Origin of the sequence: Leptospirillum ferrooxidans C2-3, assembly GCF_000284315.1 — a bacterium.
In the GTDB taxonomy this organism is placed as follows: Bacteria; Nitrospirota; Leptospirillia; order Leptospirillales; family Leptospirillaceae; genus Leptospirillum; species Leptospirillum ferrooxidans.
On sequence record NC_017094.1, the window covers coordinates 2,071,654 to 2,089,154 of the forward strand.

General features: G+C 50.8%; 18 protein-coding genes and 1 pseudogene. 8 read left to right on the plus strand and 11 right to left on the minus strand.

Translation table 11 applies throughout. The annotated features are described in order from the left end of the window. Positions 1 to 3 precede the first annotated feature (3 nt). The 7 genes and pseudogenes from prmC to LFE_RS14415 all read right to left on the minus strand — a co-directional run bounded on the left by prmC (position 4) and on the right by LFE_RS14415 (position 5,925). A complete protein-coding gene (gene prmC, locus LFE_RS10440; protein WP_014450190.1) occupies positions 4 to 894 on the minus strand; it encodes a peptide chain release factor N(5)-glutamine methyltransferase in 891 nt (296 codons plus the stop codon). Between the two features lie 63 nt (positions 895 to 957). Further along, complete coding sequence (gene prfA, locus LFE_RS10445) at positions 958 to 2,043, minus strand: peptide chain release factor 1 (RefSeq protein WP_014450191.1); 1,086 nt, start codon at positions 2,041 to 2,043, stop codon at positions 958 to 960. Positions 2,044 to 2,064: 21 nt separating this feature from the next. Further along, positions 2,065 to 2,271, minus strand: a complete 207-nt coding sequence (gene rpmE / locus LFE_RS10450) for a 50S ribosomal protein L31 (protein WP_014450192.1) — start codon at positions 2,269 to 2,271, stop codon at positions 2,065 to 2,067. A 47-nt stretch (positions 2,272 to 2,318) separates the two neighbouring features. Then, the gene (rho, locus tag LFE_RS10455) at positions 2,319 to 3,569 is read right to left on the minus strand and encodes a transcription termination factor Rho (RefSeq protein ID WP_014450193.1); all 1,251 of its coding nucleotides are present in this window, start codon (positions 3,567 to 3,569) and stop codon (positions 2,319 to 2,321) included. Positions 3,570 to 4,067: 498 nt separating this feature from the next. Continuing rightward, positions 4,068 to 4,622: a cytochrome 579 gene (locus LFE_RS10460; RefSeq protein WP_041774375.1), complete on the minus strand. Its 555-nt coding sequence runs from the start codon at positions 4,620 to 4,622 to the stop codon at positions 4,068 to 4,070. Positions 4,623 to 5,085: 463 nt separating this feature from the next. Beyond that, positions 5,086 to 5,561: pseudogene (gene tnpA, locus LFE_RS14750) on the minus strand (IS200/IS605 family transposase). Continuing rightward, complete coding sequence (locus tag LFE_RS14415; RefSeq protein WP_148272630.1) at positions 5,503 to 5,925, minus strand: hypothetical protein; 423 nt, start codon at positions 5,923 to 5,925, stop codon at positions 5,503 to 5,505. Before LFE_RS14415 ends, tnpA begins: the two are co-directional and overlap by 59 nt. Before the next feature lie 95 nt (positions 5,926 to 6,020). On the opposite strand from LFE_RS14415, the gene LFE_RS14420 reads away from it, so the two are divergent. From LFE_RS14420 to LFE_RS10490, 5 genes are read left to right on the plus strand one after another with little or no spacing between them, the layout of a single operon-like run. Then, positions 6,021 to 6,881 (plus strand): RNA-guided endonuclease InsQ/TnpB family protein, encoded by an 861-nt coding sequence (locus tag LFE_RS14420; protein WP_014450197.1) that lies wholly within the window; start codon positions 6,021 to 6,023, stop codon positions 6,879 to 6,881. A gap of 15 nt (positions 6,882 to 6,896) precedes the next feature. Beyond that, a complete protein-coding gene (locus LFE_RS10475; RefSeq protein ID WP_014450198.1) occupies positions 6,897 to 7,817 on the plus strand; it encodes an arginase family protein in 921 nt (306 codons plus the stop codon). Further along, entirely contained in the window at positions 7,814 to 8,278 is a 465-nt protein-coding gene (locus LFE_RS10480) for a hypothetical protein (protein ID WP_014450199.1), read from the plus strand. Before LFE_RS10475 ends, LFE_RS10480 begins: the two co-directional genes overlap by 4 nt. After that, complete coding sequence (locus LFE_RS10485) at positions 8,275 to 8,736, plus strand: hypothetical protein (RefSeq protein ID WP_014450200.1); 462 nt, start codon at positions 8,275 to 8,277, stop codon at positions 8,734 to 8,736. The genes LFE_RS10480 and LFE_RS10485 overlap by 4 nt, the downstream gene beginning before the upstream one ends. Positions 8,737 to 8,756: 20 nt before the next feature. Continuing rightward, positions 8,757 to 9,773 (plus strand): class 1 fructose-bisphosphatase, encoded by a 1,017-nt coding sequence (locus LFE_RS10490; RefSeq protein ID WP_014450201.1) that lies wholly within the window; start codon positions 8,757 to 8,759, stop codon positions 9,771 to 9,773. Positions 9,774 to 9,793: 20 nt separating this feature from the next. Here the strand turns inward: LFE_RS10490 and LFE_RS10495 are convergent, their stop codons facing one another. Beyond that, a complete protein-coding gene (locus LFE_RS10495) occupies positions 9,794 to 10,510 on the minus strand; it encodes a hypothetical protein (protein WP_014450202.1) in 717 nt (238 codons plus the stop codon). 163 nt (positions 10,511 to 10,673) lie between these two features. On the opposite strand from LFE_RS10495, the gene LFE_RS10500 reads away from it, so the two are divergent. Next, the gene (locus LFE_RS10500) at positions 10,674 to 10,868 is read left to right on the plus strand and encodes a hypothetical protein (protein ID WP_014450203.1); all 195 of its coding nucleotides are present in this window, start codon (positions 10,674 to 10,676) and stop codon (positions 10,866 to 10,868) included. A 35-nt stretch (positions 10,869 to 10,903) separates the two neighbouring features. Here LFE_RS10500 and LFE_RS10505 read toward each other — a convergent pair whose 3' ends face one another. Then, positions 10,904 to 12,382 carry an aldehyde dehydrogenase family protein gene (locus tag LFE_RS10505; protein ID WP_014450204.1) on the minus strand — a complete coding sequence of 493 codons (1,479 nt, stop codon included), beginning with the start codon at positions 12,380 to 12,382 and terminating at the stop codon, positions 10,904 to 10,906. A gap of 302 nt (positions 12,383 to 12,684) precedes the next feature. On the opposite strand from LFE_RS10505, the gene LFE_RS10510 reads away from it, so the two are divergent. Beyond that, positions 12,685 to 13,917, plus strand: coding sequence for a hypothetical protein (locus LFE_RS10510; RefSeq protein ID WP_014450205.1), 1,233 nt, complete (start codon positions 12,685 to 12,687; stop codon positions 13,915 to 13,917). A 13-nt stretch (positions 13,918 to 13,930) separates the two neighbouring features. Here the strand turns inward: LFE_RS10510 and LFE_RS10515 are convergent, their stop codons facing one another. Together LFE_RS10515 and LFE_RS13275 are read right to left on the minus strand one after the other, a co-directional pair. Further along, a complete protein-coding gene (locus LFE_RS10515) occupies positions 13,931 to 15,649 on the minus strand; it encodes a GGDEF domain-containing protein (RefSeq protein ID WP_014450206.1) in 1,719 nt (572 codons plus the stop codon). Positions 15,650 to 15,664: 15 nt separating this feature from the next. After that, complete coding sequence (locus LFE_RS13275) at positions 15,665 to 16,396, minus strand: HD-GYP domain-containing protein (RefSeq protein WP_232502523.1); 732 nt, start codon at positions 16,394 to 16,396, stop codon at positions 15,665 to 15,667. 300 nt (positions 16,397 to 16,696) lie between these two features. Between LFE_RS13275 and thyX the strand changes: the two genes are divergently transcribed. Further along, positions 16,697 to 17,500, plus strand: a complete 804-nt coding sequence (gene thyX / locus LFE_RS10525) for an FAD-dependent thymidylate synthase (RefSeq protein WP_014450208.1) — start codon at positions 16,697 to 16,699, stop codon at positions 17,498 to 17,500. Position 17,501 lies beyond the last annotated feature (1 nt).

Below are 17,501 nucleotides of genomic sequence, written 5' to 3' on the forward strand. Positions count from 1 at the left end.
TCTCTAATCCTTCCTTTCCCAGATCACAACCCGATCATGTCCTGCCCAATCGGATACAAATTCAGCCGGACCAAATCCTTCGATGAGAGCAAACGGTCCGGAGCTCTCAAAAGCCCAACGTTGACCGGCACCGATCTCCATCGCCATAAGACCGCCTGAAGCCACCCTGTAAGGAATGTCCGAATACAGGATTTGCCGGTAACAGTCGAGACCATCCTCCCCACCATCCAGTGCCCGATGGGGTTCATAATTTCGGACCTCGTCCATCAGGCTCATGATTTCTCCGGAAGCAATATAGGGGGGATTCGAGACAATCAGGTCAAAGGGGAGACCTGGCAAAATCGCATCATCCCAATTTCCCGCCAAGAGGCTTAAACGGTTTTCGAGAGATAGCCGCTTTCTGTTTTCCATCATACATTCCAGCGGCGCCGACTCTATATCCACAGCGACCCCCCTTGCCTCCGGAAATAGCGAAAGAAGAGAGCAGATGATGGCACCTGATCCGCCTCCAAGCTCGAGAATGCTTTTGGGAGGACAGCCTTGTCTCCGGAGAAATATCTGCTCGATCAGGAGCTCTGTCTCCGGCCTCGGGATCAGGACACCCGGGCAAACCGAAAAAATCGTTCCGTAAAACGGAACGTTTCCAGTGATCAGATGGAACGGCTCTCTATTCCTGCGGCGAGCAATCCGTTCGACGTAAAGGTCGGCCAACTCCGGAGGCAATGGTCTCGGTCCATTGATCACAACAGACCCGACGCCTCCCAGAATCGATGCCATCAAACCCCTTGCTTCCCGATCAGGAGCATCTTCAAGCTCCAAAAGCATCCGGGTTCCCCATGATAGCCACTCATCAACCGTCATGGGGCGTTCATGGCCAGTAGGATGATCTACCATGAACGCCCCTTTTTTGAAAGAAAACGGACTTATCAGACATTCGCGATCAGACAGGAAATGGTTTCATCCAAACTGCTCTATCTCCCGAGCCCTCTCCTGTGCCCTGAGAGCTCCGATAAATGGATCTATCTCCCCCTCCATCACCTGGTCAAGCTGGTAGAGCGTCAAACCGACCCTGTGATCCGTGACCCGATTTTGGGGAAAGTTGTAGGTCCGAATCCTTTCGGAGCGATCTCCGCTTCCAACCTGACTTTTCCGATCAGAGGCGATAATCTCGTTTTGACGACTCATCTCCCTTTCGAGAAGTCGAGACCTGAGAACTTTCATTGCCTTCGCCCGATTTTTCAGCTGAGAACGCTCATCCTGGCAGGAAACCACAATATTGCTGGGTATATGGGTAATGCGGACAGCCGAATAAGTCGTATTGACACTTTGTCCGCCAGCGGATGAGGCGCAAAAAGTATCAATTCTGAGGTCCTTGGCATCAATCTGCACATCCACTTCATCTGCCTCTGGCATAACGGCAACCGTAACGGTCGAAGTGTGGATCCGCCCACCCGCCTCGGTAACAGGCACTCTCTGAACCCGATGGACACCGCTCTCAAACTTGAGCAGACTGTAGGCACCACGGCCCTGAACGTGAATGACAATTTCTTTTGAGCCACCGATTTCGGTATCGCTCGTTTCCATGATTTCGGCCTTCAGGCGATGCCGATCCATGAATCTCATATAAAGGCGACCCAGTTCACGGGCAAAAAGACCCGCCTCATCTCCTCCTGCACCTGCCCGGATCTCTAGGTAAAGATTTTTCTGGTCAAAGGGATCCGGAGGAAAAATCGAGTCCAGAAGCTTACCCTCGAGAGAAGCAATCTCCCGGGAGATCCGCTCTTCTTCGGCTCCGATCAGATCAGACATCGAGGGATCGCTCCGGATCTCGTCAAGATCGGAGCGCTCTTTTTCCATCTGGCAGAAACGTTCGTAAGCCTCTACAATCGAAGAGAGCTCCGACTGGTCCTTGGCAAGTTTCATATAGAGGGTATGATCCTTCGAAACCGAAGGATCCCCCATCTTACCGGTAATTTCCCTGTATCGCTCAATCATTGCCTCGATACGGGGACGAACCTTCTCGATCATGCCAGAGGGTGGCAAACCTGATCCCTTCTGTTCAGCTTACTTGCCAGCCTGACGATATCTCTTGTTGAAGCGATCGACACGGCCTTCAGCATCAATGATTTTCATCGTTCCTGTAAAGAAGGGATGACAGAGGTTACAAATTTCAATCTTCAGGTCGCCTGTGGTGTTTCTTGTCTCAAAGGTATTTCCACATGCACAGCTGACAGTGGCAATTTCATACTCGGGATGAATTCCTGGTTTCATGATTTTCTCCTAAAAAGTGACGATTTAATGAATGATGAAACGGGATATTACCCCTTCATCATCCGTTCAAGAAACTCCTTGTTTCCTTTGGTGCCTTTCATGTTCCCCAGCAAGTATTCCATATCATCCTGAGGGTTATTGGAATTCAGCGCCTTTCGCAAGATCCACATCTTGTTGAGTTCATCCTTGTCAAGAAGAAGTTCTTCCTTACGGGTTCCGGATCGTGTGGGATCGATCGCCGGAAAGATTCTCCTGTCAGCAAGATGGCGATCAAGGTGAAGTTCCATATTGCCTGTTCCCTTGAATTCCTCAAAGATAACATCATCCATCCTGCTTCCGGTATCAACAAGTGCCGTGGCAATAATGGTGATACTACCACCTTCCTCAATATTCCTGGCAGATCCAAAAAAGCGTTTGGGACGCTGAAGGGCATTGGAGTCAAGACCACCTGACAGAACTTTTCCGGAAGGGGGAGCCACGGTATTAAAAGCTCTGGCAAGACGGGTAATACTATCCAGAAGAATCACCACATCCTTTTGGGACTCTGCCAGTCGCTTGGCTTTTTCAAGAACCATCTCAGCGACCTGAATATGTCTTTGCGGCGGTTCATCAAAGGTACTGCTGACCACCTCTCCCTTGACCTGGCGCAACATATCGGTCACCTCTTCCGGACGCTCATCGATCAGGAGGACAATCAGTACAATCTCGGGATGGTTTCTTGCGATTGCCTTGGCAATTCCCTGAAGGAGGACGGTTTTTCCTGTGCGCGGAGGTGCCACGATCAAACCCCGCTGGCCCTTTCCGATCGGAGTGGCAAGATCCATCACCCTCATCGAGAGGTCATCCGGTGTTGTTTCCAGACGGATTCGCTCCATCGGATAAAGCGGAGTCAAATTATCAAAAAGAATCTTCTCCCGACCCGTGTCCGAATCCTCAAGGTTGACCTTTTCCACCTTAAGCATCGCAAAATACCGTTCACCTTCCTTTGGTGGACGGATCTGCCCCCAAACAGTGTCTCCTGTCCGAAGATTGAAACGGCGGATCTGGGAAGGGGATACATAAATATCATCCGGACCGGGAAGATAATTATAAAGTGGAGAACGGAGAAAACCAAAACCGTCCTGAAGGATCTCGAGGACCCCTTCACCATAAATCGTTCCATTTTTTTCGGCTTGAGCCTGGAGAAGAGCGAAAATCAGATCCTGTTTCCGCAGGTTGACCGCGCCTTCGATATGGAGTTCCTTGGCGAGATCCGTCAAATCGGCAATGCTTTTTTCTTTTAGTTCCGCAAGATTCATGAATGCCTCTCGCCTGTCAGAGCTCAAATTAAGCTTCCTTATTATTGAACAGACGTCAGATCGGGTGATGGTTGTCCAGCGATGGCCAAAAAACGGGCATCGCCGATCTATAACCGGAAAATCCACTGTCAAACAGGGATACCGGCACACAAGTCCCAAAAACCCTGAGGAGACCCTGGCTACGGGCGGCCACCGAAATACGACAGAAACTTCCTGAAATCTGATCTTTCAACAGAAAGTCTGATTGGTCATCTTGGGCAACTTCTCAGAATGTTTTGAGGGATATGGGAATGTTCCTATATAAAGTGGACCCGGGATCAGGGGGAAAACTGGGTTATAAACCTTAAAACAGCAGCTATCAACTATTTCAGGAGAAACGGACTAAAAAAACACATTCGGAGAAAACTACAGCAACGGGCACTTCATGTCAAGAGATCATGAGCAGGGAGGCAGATGACATGTCAACCACCTCCACTGTTCAAAAGAATGAACGCGTTATTACTTGGCGCTCAGGTTCAAGAGCTCTGGCTTCAGATTCCCGGCAGCCTCTTCCTTGACTGGCTGCTTGCCAACCCAGCTGGCACTTCCGGCAACACAATCCATATCATTTCCGCAGCCGAGACTTCTCTCATAAATGGCAGCTTCCCATGCCTGCTTTTCTGTGATCTGTCCTGCGCTCACAAAACCCACCATGGCGGGCTGGAGAGGAGATCCATTGGCGATGACCCAAAACATTTCGCCAGATGTTCTGACCTGTTCGAACTGCTTGTTGGTGAAATTGCGGGGAGCAGGATCCATTCCGGCGGCGCCAGGGCCGTTTCCGTCACCAGCAACACCATGACATGTATAGCAAGTACCGGCACCATTAAAAACTTCCTTGCCCTTCGCAATTGCATCAGCAGTCACGGGGAAAGGGGGATTCATTGCCTTGGCGGCGGCAAGCTGATCAGCTGGAACGCGTGGTTTCAGGATGTCGAGCTCACCAGCGAATGCCTGAGCTGAAGCGAAGCCAATCACAGCTGCACCCATAACAGCCATTGTCCAAATCCTCATGAATTAAGCCCTCCAAAAAAGAAAATAGTGATAGAATGTCACCCTAATGGTCCGATTGAACATGAGCCGACGGCTCACACCCTAAAAAAAACACTCTGCCGACCCTCAAAACCGGGCTTGGGCGGAACGTTCCTTCAGGGACATGGCTAATGGCACACATTTTCGTCAGGATCCCACAACATTCAACCATTCCCTCAAGTTGATGTCAAGCGCTTTCATCACAGCATGCTCTAAAACAGGAAAACGGTTGACAAAGGATGCCATTTCCATTTTTTACTCCATATTAAGGAGAAATGGTCTGACACACTATCCTATCAACTTTTTGAAAAAACTAGGGAGACCTGAACACTTGTCCGCGCATTCCCTTTCTTTGACCGCAGGTCAAGCGGGGATCAAGCGGGCGGTTTGGGCTTGGGAAGTTTTTCCTTGCTCCCTTGGCTTTCGACATACCGGAAGACGGTTGTCAGCGTCGCTTCGCCGACGCACCGACATAGTAGGCCCGATGCCAGAAATACGGCTCCCGGTAGAACGGCTTGAGATGCTCCGAAAAACGGTTTCTCGCTCGTCTGGAACTCGCCGTTTTCAAATTGTTGATCGGGGTGGAGATATTAAGGGCCGGATGAATCTCCGGCAAAAGAGGCACATGATCCGCTTCGCCTCCAACTCCAGCAAGCTGCAACGCCATTCCTCCAGAATGTCTCCAAAGGCGCCCTTCAGATAGTCGAGAAATAGCGGAGTGAGGGTTTTTCTCCGGTACTTTGTCGCAAAAACAATATGTAGCTTAAGATAATGGACGACATTGGAGCAGGACTTGTTTGCTTGAGTTTCCATGTGAGTAAAGGTATCCTGCTCCCATGCAGACCGGCAAGCGCTTTCGCGCCTATCCCACTCCGCCCAGGAACAGATCCTGCTCCAATGGATCGGAGACCAGCGGTTCATCTATAATGCCAAGGTATCGGAAGACCGGTATGACCGGGCCTTCGCCAAAAAAGCGGTCTCTCTTTCCGGAATACCCGTTCCCATCGATCAGGAGTATGCACGTTTCATCGGCCCGGACACCCCCTGGCTCCGGGATGTCCCCTCCCAGATCCTCAGAAACGGGGCGGTTCGCTGGAAACAGGCGATGGGACGATCCTTTTCCGGAATCGCCAGAAGACCCGTCTTCCAGAAAAAAGACGGACGGCAATCGGGCTGGATCACTTCCGAGCTCTTCTCTTTTCGATATAAAGACAAAACCCACACCGAGGAGCTTGTTCTCGGAACAATGAAGTTCCCCCTGGGGGATCTGGTCTTCAAGGCCCATACCCCATATTCCCGTCCCTCCTCTCTTCACGTCTTGGTCGAGGGCGGGGAAGAGGTTCGCCTCCTTCTCCTCGGACGACGGACTCCTGGCTCCTGATGTTTTCGGAAGAGGAGCTCCGGAGTCAAACGCTCGGCTTCGACCGGGGCGTGACGATTCCGGTCATGGCAAGCTCCGGTCGAAGAATCGATTTCTCCCCGATCCAGAAGATCCGGATGGAGAAGAAGGAGCGGGCCAAAAAACGCTGGCAACGAAAACTCTCGCGACAGGTCAAAGGCTCGGACAACCGAAGAAAGAGCCGGAAGCGTCTGGCCCGGACCTTCGAATACGCAAAAAAGGTCCGGAAGGATGTGATCCACAAGGCCACCCGTGACCTCGTCTCGGAACCGGACAGGAACCTCTTCGTCGTCGAGGATCTCAAGATCAAAAACATGACGAGGAAGCCGGAAGGCAAACAGGACGATTCGGGAGGGTATGCCAAGAACGGAGCCCGAGCCAAGGCCGGACTCAACCGGGCGATCCTGTCGTCCTGCTGGGGGCTCTTCGTCCTCTTCCTTTCGTACAAGTCCCTTCGATCCGGGAAGCTCGTGATCAAGGTCTCACCGCAATACAGTTCGCAGGAATGCGTCCGGTGCGGGCACATTCACCCGGACAACCGGCCTTCCCGGGCCGAGTTCATCTGCCAACACTGCGGACTAAAAGACAATGCCGATCACAACGCCAGCCGAGTCATCGCCCGAAGGGGGGTCCGGCTTCTTCTGGAATGGAAGATCCAGAAAAAAGAGATTTGGCGGTGCGGGATCGGAAAAGGGAAACAACTAGGGCGGGAACCGTCCGAAGTCAAAGCCTCCTTCGATTCCGATCAGACGCGAAGGCCAAAACGCCTTCGCGAAACCTCGGCGAAAGAGGACATCCGCTCGCGAGACCGGAAACACCTCCGGAAGCCGCAAAACGTTTAGGAGCAGGAGAGTTCATTGATCGCGACCTATTATGTCACGGATTCGCTGAGCCATGATTCCGGATCGAATCATCCGGAATCGTCTGAAAGAGTGAGATCTCTGAACACACTTTTTATCTCCATGGAGAAAGAGAGACTGACCACAATACATGAGATTTCACCTGCAAAAGACCTTTCTCTTTTTCGGATGGCTCATGACCCTGCCTATATTGATTTTCTGGAGAGACCCCCAAAACCGCTTCCGATCAGTATTGATCCAGACACATCCCTATCCCCAGGCTCTCTTGCCGCCATGAAAGGACTTTCCGGAGCAATCACCACAATCAACAAACAAATCGGTTCCAGCCAGAGAGCATTTCTTCTGGCAAGGCCACCCGGCCACCACGCCCGGCGATCAGCCGGAATGGGTTTTTGCCTTGTCAACACCATCGCCACTCAGGCGCTCTCTCTTCTCTCTTGGAACCCGACACTCCGGATTGCCATCTTCGACTTTGATGTCCATCACGGAAACGGCACAGAAGAAATTCTGGGAAAAACACCTGGAGTCCTTACCATCAGCACGCACCAGTACCCTTTCTATCCCGGTACCGGAAGCGGACGAGAGAATCATACTGGCCATTCAGGAGAGGGGTTGCTGGATATTCCCCTCCCTGAAGGAACCACTGACGATGCCTATTACCGGACTTTCGAATCCTGCATCCTGCCTAGGCTCACCAGGTTTGCACCTGACGTGTTGCTCGTTTCTGCCGGGTTTGACGGCCATCGGGAGGATCCACTGGGGGGATTTCTTCTGACGGAAAAAACCTATCGGCATATAGGGAAACAGCTTTCTTCCGTTTTTCCGTCCACTTTTATTGTCTCGATCCTTGAAGGAGGGTATAATCTGAGGGCCCTGACAAATAGCGTCAGGTCTTACATGGAAGGACTGAACAGTTGACGACAACAAATCAATCAGCCCCTCACGATTTTACGCATATCCTTCAGACAACGATGCAAGGGTGGAAAGTCGTCGCCAGCCATATTCCGCTGATCAGGAAAGACCTTCCGGGCGCTCCCGGGGAATGGTGCTTCAACCCGAGGGAAGAGGACAGTGCCGGGATCCGCACTCTCGTTTCCCATTGGGATCGAATGGAAGAGGATCTCCTCCCCTTGCTCTCCTCGGCCAATCCTCTTCTCGGAGGAGAGATGAGGGAACTTTTACGCATTGTCAGGGCAAAGCTTCTCTTCAACGAGCGTAATCATCATTTTGTAGGTTATGCCCTGGCCAGCGATCCCACCGGCCAAGGCAGCCGTTCACGATTTATCGAATCGATGGAGAGAACCATCGCCCATATTGACAAAAGACTTTCGGAAACGTTTTCATCAGCACCCCCAAATGACAAGAGGCTCCAACCTTGAGCGACCAGGATCACCCATCCCATCCGGATCACCAACAGACTGGCACCCACACTCATGTTCCGTCAGGGATTTGCGATGCTTGCGGGAAAGTGGGCGTCGACCTTTACAAGGTGAGTTTGGGAAAAGATTTTTTCAATCGCACTTATGACCGTTTGTCCCATACGGAAGATCTTCATCCAAAGTGGTTCTGCTCTCCCTGTTCGCTTGAAAAAGGCTATCAGCGGGATGTCAGGAATATCCATCAGGAGCTTGAAAAACTTTTGGCCGATGGGTCGTCTCTATTATCCGATGAGAAAACCTTGCTTCAGGCAATCAGCCATGTTGAAAAAATTGAATCTCATGTCAAAAGGGGCAGAAAGATCCATGTTCTTCTCCCCCCCAGGGAGGTTGGACTTCTCCTCATTGAACTTCAGCAAGCCCTTGCAGCAAGACTTCCGACAGAACACTCCCAATCTTGAAACGAGAGAGAGGCTTTTGAATGGATCAGGAACCCCAATCCGCCAGACGAACAAAAACGCCCGCTGAAATCATTTTGGAAACGCCAGGAATTCCTGATGAACTCAAAAAGAAGCTTCTCCCGATCATCTCCGCACTCACCAGCGGAGGAAGGATCATGGCGTCCCTCATCGCAAGAGGACCCTTGCTTGGTATTACCGGCTCCGCAGGAAAAGAAAACATTCAGGGAGAAGAGGTTCAGACACTTGACCGGATCGGACAGGACACCTTCTGCCAGTTACTTGGAGAAACCCAAAAAGTCCGGGAACTTCTCTCCGAAGAGGAACCCCTGCCAACCCTCTTCCCCCAAGCTGACCCCGATGGTCTCCTGATCGCCATGGATCCACTCGATGGATCCTCGAATATCTCGGTCAATGCTTCAATCGGGTCAATCTTTGCGATATTCAGTCCTCCCCCATCTTCAGATCGGGGAGAGATTTTTGGAGGAGACAAAAGGAAGCTTATTGCAGGAGCATACATTCTCTATAGCGCATCCACCTCTTTTGTGATCGCGGTCGATCAAAAAACCTATCTTTTTACGATGGACCCATCGTTTGGAGGAGAGTTTCTCGGGACAGGCGAACCACTGCATTTCCCCTCAGGCGGGAAAATCTACAGCACAAATGAGTCCTATTTTCCTCTCTGGGAAAAAGGTATCCAGGATTACATTACATGGGTCAAGTCCGGAAGGAAGCCTGTCATGACAAGCCGTTATATTGGTGCACTCGTGGGAGATCTTCACCGGAATCTTCTCAAGGGCGGAATCTACCTCTACCCGGCGGAAGGGGCTCCGGGAAAGAACCATGGAAAACTCCGCCTTCTCTATGAAGCTTACCCTATGGCCCTGATCTGCCAGTTCGCCGGAGGTATTGCCACAGATGGGGACCGCTCTATTTTATCAATCAAGCCAGGATCAGACCTTCATGCAAGAGTCCCCCTCATCGCGGGACCAATGGATCTGGTTTCCGAATTTCACACGAAAACAGGACATCCGCTGTAGTCCTCAAGAAAACGGCCAGCTCACAAATGGAGGCCGATCGTAATGGGAACAAAAAAGAACGGACTTTCTCCATTGGGAAGCCCGCCCGGAGTGAACAGGGTAACATAGTCAATCTCCACTGCCACAAAAGACATATTCAGACCAAGCCCCACATCCAGGTAAGCCGAGGAGGCAGTTCCTGAAAAGACATTTTGAACATCAAGACCGCTCAGTGCTCCTCCTCCATCGATTGCCAGATAGAGAAAGGTCGTCTGACTCCCCAAAAGCTTCAAGACAGGTCCCAGGGTGACCTCCCCCGCCTGAAAAGACCTGTCCCCGATTTGTCCGGGAAAGTCCTCTATGCCCAACATCATCCGAAATCCGATATTCTGGTTGATCCAGCTGTTGACAGAAAGACCTCCCTCATAGCCATTTTGGACAAACGAATTGATGGGAGTGATCCCCGAAGGAACCGGAACACCGAACAAGTCATTACGTGTTGGAAAGGTGACTCCGCCATAGAGAGTCACTCCCACTCCGTTAAAAGAGGGAGACGCGTCCGCTGATGGTGGCGGCGGACAAGCATCAGTGATCCATTCCCAGTCCGTTGTGGGGGGATACCCCACCTCCTCATCAGCCAATGGATCACACCCATCGGCGTAAGCAGTCCCTTCTGCTCCATGCAGGGGAAGGAAACAAAACACAAGAAAGAGGATGACATACGAATTCCACCAGCAAAGATCTGATTTTTTTCCCACCACTTGCCTCCATCGGAGGAACCGGAAAGGACTTAAAAAAGAACGACCTTTCACATTTTGTCATCTGATCTTGATTATCAGGTCATAATGGTGTGACAATCTAATGTTGACAGAAGACGGGAAAAATCATCCTGCGGATAGTCCGCAGTTCAAGGAGAACACAATGTCAGAAAATACATCAACCAATCAGGCCATTCCGGTTTTACACCAGTTCCGATCCACCATCATCGTCGAATGCGAACTCTGCGACGCACCCCAGATCATCCTCTCGGACCGGTCCGACGGTGTCATGATCTGCCGAAGCTGCCGGGAAGAAATTGCCCGGGACGATTTTCAGGGTTCAGACCACATCGACTAAACCCTTCTACCCAAATAACGTCCGATTCCCAAATGTCAGTGGAGACGGTAAGCCAATAGCCTTGGCCGAGTCATCTCTTCCATCGCGTAGGCAACCCCCTCCCACCCCTTGCCCGACTCTTTCACGCCTCCATAAGGCCAGTGATCGAGCCGGAATGTCGGGATTTCATTCACAAGGACACCTCCCATCTCAAGCTCCCCGGCCATCAGGATTCCTGTCTCGAGCGAGCCGGTCATGATCGAAGCCTGTATCCCGAATCGTGAGCCATTGACCCTTTTCACCGCCTCAGCGGGAGAATCGAAGGGATTCACGGTAACAACCGGTCCAAAGACTTCTTCCTGTTCAATGGGATCATCCGCATCTGTCCCACTCAGGATAACAGGATGCAACATGGCTCCCAGCCGTTTTACAGGAAGAGAAGAAACCGCTCCCCGAGAAATGGCAGACAAGACCTTTTCATGAACTCGCGTGGCATGAGTCTCTGAAATCAGTGAACCCATCAGAGTCGAAGACGAAGCAGGGTCTCCTATCCCCCCTTCATTCCCCATTTTACGAACCCTCTCCACAAACGTTTCAAGGAAACGGTCATATCGTGAACGGTCGACCAAAATGCGCTGAATGGAGATACAGATCTGACCGGAATAGGCAAATGCCCCGGTCATCAGACGGTCCACAAGACCTTCTTCGATCGCATCCTTCAAAATCACAACCGCCGCATTGCCACCCAATTCGAGAAGAACCTGCTTTCTCGGGACACGATCCCGCAAAGACCAACCGACCTCCGCTGAGCCCGTAAAAGAAATTACCGGAATTTCCGGAGCATCAACCATCAAAAGAACTTCCGGGATATCACAGGGAACAATGGAAAGTGCTTCCGGAGGAAGTCCCGCCGAAAGGAGGATCTTCCCAAGCGCCAGCGCTGAAAGGGCCCCTTTTGGAGCGGGCTTTACAACGACAGGACAGCCCGAGGCAAGGGCGGGCGCGACCTTGTGGGCAAGAAGATTCAGCGGGAAGTTGTAGGGGGTAATGGCAAGAACCGGACCGATTGGAACCCGTTCAACCATCCCGGTCATCCGTGCACCCTGAGGCACAATGTCACCCGGAATCAGCTGGCTGCCAAAATCCGTTGCCAACCTCGATGCCAGGAGAAACGTCGTGGCTGCGCGTTCAACCTCAAAGCGGGCGGCAGAAATCGGCTTTCCAACTTCACAGACAAGAAGGTTTGCAAGAGCTTCCCGGTTGACATCCAAAAGTCTCGCTGTTTCGGAAAGAATCAGAGAGCGACGGTGGCGGGTCATCGCCCCCATGACCCTGGAGGCATTCGAAAGACCTGACAAAACAAGGTCAATGGTCTTTCTGTCCCCAAGAGCATATTGCCATGGGTTACGGCCTTCCGGCCCCGGAATCATCTCCGTAAAAGGGACTCCGGTCTCCTGTTTCTGACCGCTTTCCCATTTTCCCCATAAAAGATAGGGGAAATGGCCTTCTTTTTTTTCCGGCAAAACTGACATCATCCGCAACTCCCCCGATCTTTTCGACCTGAACAATCTGAACCACTCCTCGAAGGGGGCGAAGGTTTATGATAGACTACACCCGCCTGAAGAATTCAACGATTTATGAAACAAGCATACGTCGAAATGGACTCCGGTTGCCAGCTTGGCGAATGGATCCGTCGAGTGATAATGGTTGATCCTTGATGAGGATTTTGACCTTCGCAAGGACCAGTGGTGAAAACGCCTTCCGCTTTTTCCCGGCATTATTTGGCCAGGAGGACCTTTTCAGAGTGCAAGGTTCTTTAGACAGGAGACAAACAGGCTTGAGACCCCCGGTAGGCTTTGACAGGATCACCCGAAAACATTCGACCGCAATCGATTCATTCCGTGGCTTATTCCAGATCGTCTTTGGACTGTTCCTTGTCATTTCACTTTCTGCATTCATGGTTCCCGTTCCAAAAGATAAGAAACCTCTGTTAACGCTTCCACTTCCCCCGGGTGTTCATCTTGACGACCATTTTCTGTTCGCCTCAAGAGATGGCCGAAAATTTCTCTTTTTTAACCCGGATGGACCAGCTGTTCTCCACCTTTTCAAACTTGACCATCCTATGGGGTCACAGCATTTTTTTCATGAGCAATGGATCAATCTTCCGATCCCATCACCCGAAACACTTTCCAAAATCAGCTCGATGGCCCTTGGAAGCCGTCTGGCCTACCTGGCGGGACTCAGCCCATCAGGAGAACCAATCCTCAGGGTCCTGAACCTGTCCCTCGATCAAAGTCACATTACAGGATATACGGACTTCATGCCAAAAAGCGGCAGGACACCCATCAGGGAGATCAAACTCGACAAGGCCAACGAAACGCTCTGGATCACATTCAACAACGGAGAAGTGCTTAACGGCCACAGTCTCCTTTTGACTCCGGGAACCATTCTTTCATCCTCTCCTCTGGAAGCCCTGACGGAAAGCCTGACAAAGGGAGCTCCGGAAGGTCCCGAAAATCTCCCTGCAATCCGTAAAAGCCAGATTGATAACAAGGATTGCCTGTCCTGCAGACTGTTTCTTCTCACGCGGGAGAGACCTGACGGAAAAACCGTCCGCAATCGTATGGCAAGGACCAGTCTCGCTATCGATACTTCAATGGGAATGATGCCGATCGGACTATCCGGAGTACTTTTTGCAGGGGATCCATCCGTTGTCTGCCAAGTCCCGACGCAAGATCTCTCATCGAAAATATCCCCCTGCCACAAAGTTGACACAGAGGTACTCCCATCCGCTGGCATCCTATGGGGACCGAGTGAAACCTTTCTTCTTCATTTCAAAAGGAATTCGAACTGGAGCCTTGCAACAATCAACCGTGCCTATCTTGAAGAAGCTGTCTCCCATAGGCGGCCGCTTGAAAGGGACTTTCCCACGTCCCTTCTCATGAAAAAAGCCATCATAACCCAAATGCCCGACAATGCACGGCCCGTCCCCGGTTTCTGGGCAGCAGACCCAGAAAAGCTGACCGTGTTTGGTCATCGGCATCTCTATATTCTTGCCATTGGCCGGTAACGATCAAAGGTCTTCAGGAAAGGCTTTTTCCCTCGCCGGAAAGGATCGTCCTGTTCCGGCCCTCTTTCTTCGCCTGGTAAAGAGCCTCATCCGCCTCTTTCATCACAGTTGCCAAAACGCAGTCGGGAGTCAACTCCGAAATCCCCGCCGATATGGTGACCCGAAGATCCCGGGGAGGAGACCAGTTGTCCAGGACCTTCTTGCGAATCTTCTCGGCCACCACAAGAGCTTCTTCCCTGTCTCCAAGAACAATCAGGGCAAATTCTTCTCCACCGATCCTTGATGGCATATCCTCACCCTGCCGCATGCTTCCCCGAATAATACCCGCCAGCTCCCTCAGAACCTGATCTCCTGTTTCATGACCATAGGTATCATTAATCTCCTTGAAGTGGTCAATGTCGAGCATGACAAAGCTGTAATGCTTTCCATGGCGTCTTATGAGTGCCATTACCCTTTGGAAGAAATCATCCAGATATCGCCTGTTGTATAATCCCGTCAAGGGATCAAGGATCGCCTCATTCCTGTGGCGGTGCAAAAGCCTGAGCTTTGAAAGGGCCATCCCCACATGAGCCGAAACATCCCGAAGAAAGGAGCGATCCTCTTCTGACCATTCGACTGCGGCTTCCGATCTCAGGGTAATCGTTCCCAGGGTCTCCTCCGCTGAAAGGATCGGTGCGCACAGATAGGTCCGCTCTTTCTGGGCATGCTCACATTGATGGCATCGAACCAGACCATTCCAGTCCTGATCTGTGATCATCCCCCCCTTTCGGATCGCCCAGCACTCATCGATCTCGTTCTCTTTCCTCAGATTGAAATGGATTTCTACGGGAGAATGGCCGAATACCGTCACAAGCGCCTGCCGGGAAACATCGATCACATCCTGTTCCCTGGACATGAATCCCGACGCCTGAATGATCATCGAGAGCAACTCGTTGTGCTGAAGCTTTCTTCTGGTTTGCCCCAATGCCAGTTCAAGAGAGTCCTTCATCATATTGATCGACTCGATCAATTCACGCATTTCCGCATCCTTCGGAACCGATTCGATCGAAGAGGAATCCGGTGATTCTCCCTTGGCTACAGACCATGCCCAGATTGCAAGATTCTCAATGGGTTTCAGAACCGCATTCTCCATCAGATCCTTCAGGAGCCCCTCAAGCCATAGAAACAGGATCAGCTCGGAAACAAAAAAGAGGAGGTTGAAAAGGATCACCAGAATGATCCGGTGTATGGTCTGTCGTTCTTTCAACCTCAGATGGTCAAGAAACGGACCGATATCATTATGGACGGTCTCAAACAGCAGGTTCGTCAAGGAAAGCGTCAGCTGTTGGCGCTGACGCTGATCAATACCGGGAACAAACAGGGCGTTTCCAAGCGCCTGTACCTGAAAAAGCATCCCCTTGACCCGTTTCCCGAACAATCGGGAACGGGCTTCTCCCGACAAGGCTGAATAATCCGGCATCTTGGAGATGGTTGACTGCAGGATGGTGTCAAAACGAATTTTCTGGGAGAGACTTTGTGTTTCCAGATAAACGATCAGCGGCTCCTGGAGAGAAAGGAAGCGACTTTCAATCTTTTCAGTGGTCCGGATCTCATCTTCTTCTTTCAGGATGGTTTGTCCCGTGAAGACATACAAAAGGACGAAGCCAGCCCAGAGGATAAAAAAAGCCCCTGCCCCTAACCGAAGGCGACGGAGAAGAAATTGGAGGCGACCACGAATCGTCTGATCTTTCATGAGTGGACCCCGCTTCTATTTCTCTTCTGAGTGTTGTCCCAAAGGAATCAGGAGCGCCAGGTATTCTTGAGGATCAAAAGAGTCCTGGATAAATCGTGTATGGCTCTGCAGTGATTCGAGCTGTTCGAAAAATCTTTTCGGAATCCCCAGAAATGCATCCACGACATCCGGGTCAAACAGAACCCTCTTATTTTGACCAATCTCGTCCAATGCTTCTCCGTGAGATTGGGGAATATTGTAAGAACGCCTTGAAACCATCGCATCATAGCTGTCAACCACTCCAAAGATGCGCGACTCGATCAGGATCTCCGATTCTTTTAGCCCATGAGGATATCCGGTTCCATTCCATCTCTCATGATGTTGATAAACCACATCCTTCGCAAACGCAAGCGTCGGGATCCTTGAAAGGATGGCGCTTCCATGGGCCGGGTGCTCCTTCATGGCCTTCCATTCCACAACATCAAGGGGGCCGGGCTTGTTCAGGATTTCCTGATCGATCCTGACTTTTCCGATATCGTGAAGAAGCGCTCCTGCCCGGAGAGTCATCAGTCGATGGCTCGGCAGGGACATCCTCTTCCCAACCTCGAGGGCCAATACACTCACTCGATAGGAATGGAAACGACGCTCGTAAGTCCATCGGTCGAGCTGGTCCATCATTTCTTCGAGAAAAACCAGAGTTGTACGGTGCAATATTTCAAAAAGAGAAGAACCAGGAGGAAGAGGCTCCTCCTTGTTGCTCAAATCCATTTTGTCTCCAACCATTTGTTCATTCTGAGCTTCAGACTTTTTCATCTACCATTCAGAATACAGGACCTTGTCTTCCGAAAGAAAGTGCAAATAAAATACATTTTTAATATTCTTTAAAAGATGCCACTTTTTTAAAAATCATACTGAAGAATAAATGGAAGTTCCTCATTCATGAAAAACATGAAAAGATGGCCTGTATCCATGAATCCAAGGGCAATATATAATGCCGGGATGAACTCTTTAAGAACGACAAACCTGTTTCCCTAAAATGGGAATAGCTCAGAAAAGGATCATCGACGAATGGCCAGACAAAATGATTCGACCAGGGAAATCGCCCAGGAAATCAGTACACGATGCGAACACAATCCACAGGGAACATTCAGGATCGGAACATTTGGATTTATTGAACTCGAAGATACATGGGGGGACGAAACAACCATCCTCAATACAGCAAGGGTCTCAACCTCCAACAAGCGTCTGCACTCACCTTCGGAAATGTCCGAAAAGGACCTCTCCCTTCTCTATCACCTCTTTTCCGAACAACATGGGACCCCTTTTGAAACAGTCCTCTTCCGTTACCGATTTATTGCTCCGATCTTTGTTCTGAGACAATGGGTCAAACATCGGATCTCAACATGGAACGAGTTTTCCATGAGATACAGAAAACCCATTTCAGCGTTTTATATCCCCTCGGGAAATGCCCTTCTGGTCGACGGATTTCCCGTCCTTTCCGAAAAACAGGTCCATCGCTATACAGCTCTTCTTGAAGAACTTCAGGATTTCTATGAGGAAGAATACGACCAAGCGTGTCAAAACATTGAGGAAGCCAGGAAAAAAGGAGTGATACCGGAGAACGAGGGCGGAAGGGATCCCTACAGGGCACGTGCAAGGGAGTTATTGAGAGGTGCGGTTCCTGTCGCCGCTTACAGCGATGTCTACTGGACGGTCAACCTTCGCTCCCTCTTGAATTTCTTTTCTCTCAGGACAAAAGAAACCGCCCAATACGAAATCAGGGAGTATGCCCTCGCTGCATACACCCTTTTTGGAAGAAAATTCCCGATCATCAGGGAGATGATCGAGAAAGCAGAAGAGCGAAAACAGTAAA

Coding starts and splice junctions, on each gene's coding strand:
- LFE_RS10515 (WP_014450206.1), bottom strand. CDS start 15,649: ATGAAAGATCAGACGATTCGTGGTCGCCTCCAATTTCTTCTCCGTCGC.
- LFE_RS10500 (WP_014450203.1), top strand. CDS start 10,674: ATGTCAGAAAATACATCAACCAATCAGGCCATTCCGGTTTTACACCAG.
- LFE_RS10505 (WP_014450204.1), bottom strand. CDS start 12,382: ATGATGTCAGTTTTGCCGGAAAAAAAAGAAGGCCATTTCCCCTATCTT.
- LFE_RS14420 (WP_014450197.1), top strand. CDS start 6,021: ATGTTTTCGGAAGAGGAGCTCCGGAGTCAAACGCTCGGCTTCGACCGG.
- LFE_RS10460 (WP_041774375.1), bottom strand. CDS start 4,622: ATGAGGATTTGGACAATGGCTGTTATGGGTGCAGCTGTGATTGGCTTC.
- LFE_RS14415 (WP_148272630.1), bottom strand. CDS start 5,925: ATGGGCCTTGAAGACCAGATCCCCCAGGGGGAACTTCATTGTTCCGAG.
- rho (WP_014450193.1), bottom strand. CDS start 3,569: ATGAATCTTGCGGAACTAAAAGAAAAAAGCATTGCCGATTTGACGGAT.
- LFE_RS10490 (WP_014450201.1), top strand. CDS start 8,757: ATGGATCAGGAACCCCAATCCGCCAGACGAACAAAAACGCCCGCTGAA.
- thyX (WP_014450208.1), top strand. CDS start 16,697: ATGGCCAGACAAAATGATTCGACCAGGGAAATCGCCCAGGAAATCAGT.
- prmC (WP_014450190.1), bottom strand. CDS start 894: ATGGTAGATCATCCTACTGGCCATGAACGCCCCATGACGGTTGATGAG.
- LFE_RS13275 (WP_232502523.1), bottom strand. CDS start 16,396: ATGGATTTGAGCAACAAGGAGGAGCCTCTTCCTCCTGGTTCTTCTCTT.
- rpmE (WP_014450192.1), bottom strand. CDS start 2,271: ATGAAACCAGGAATTCATCCCGAGTATGAAATTGCCACTGTCAGCTGT.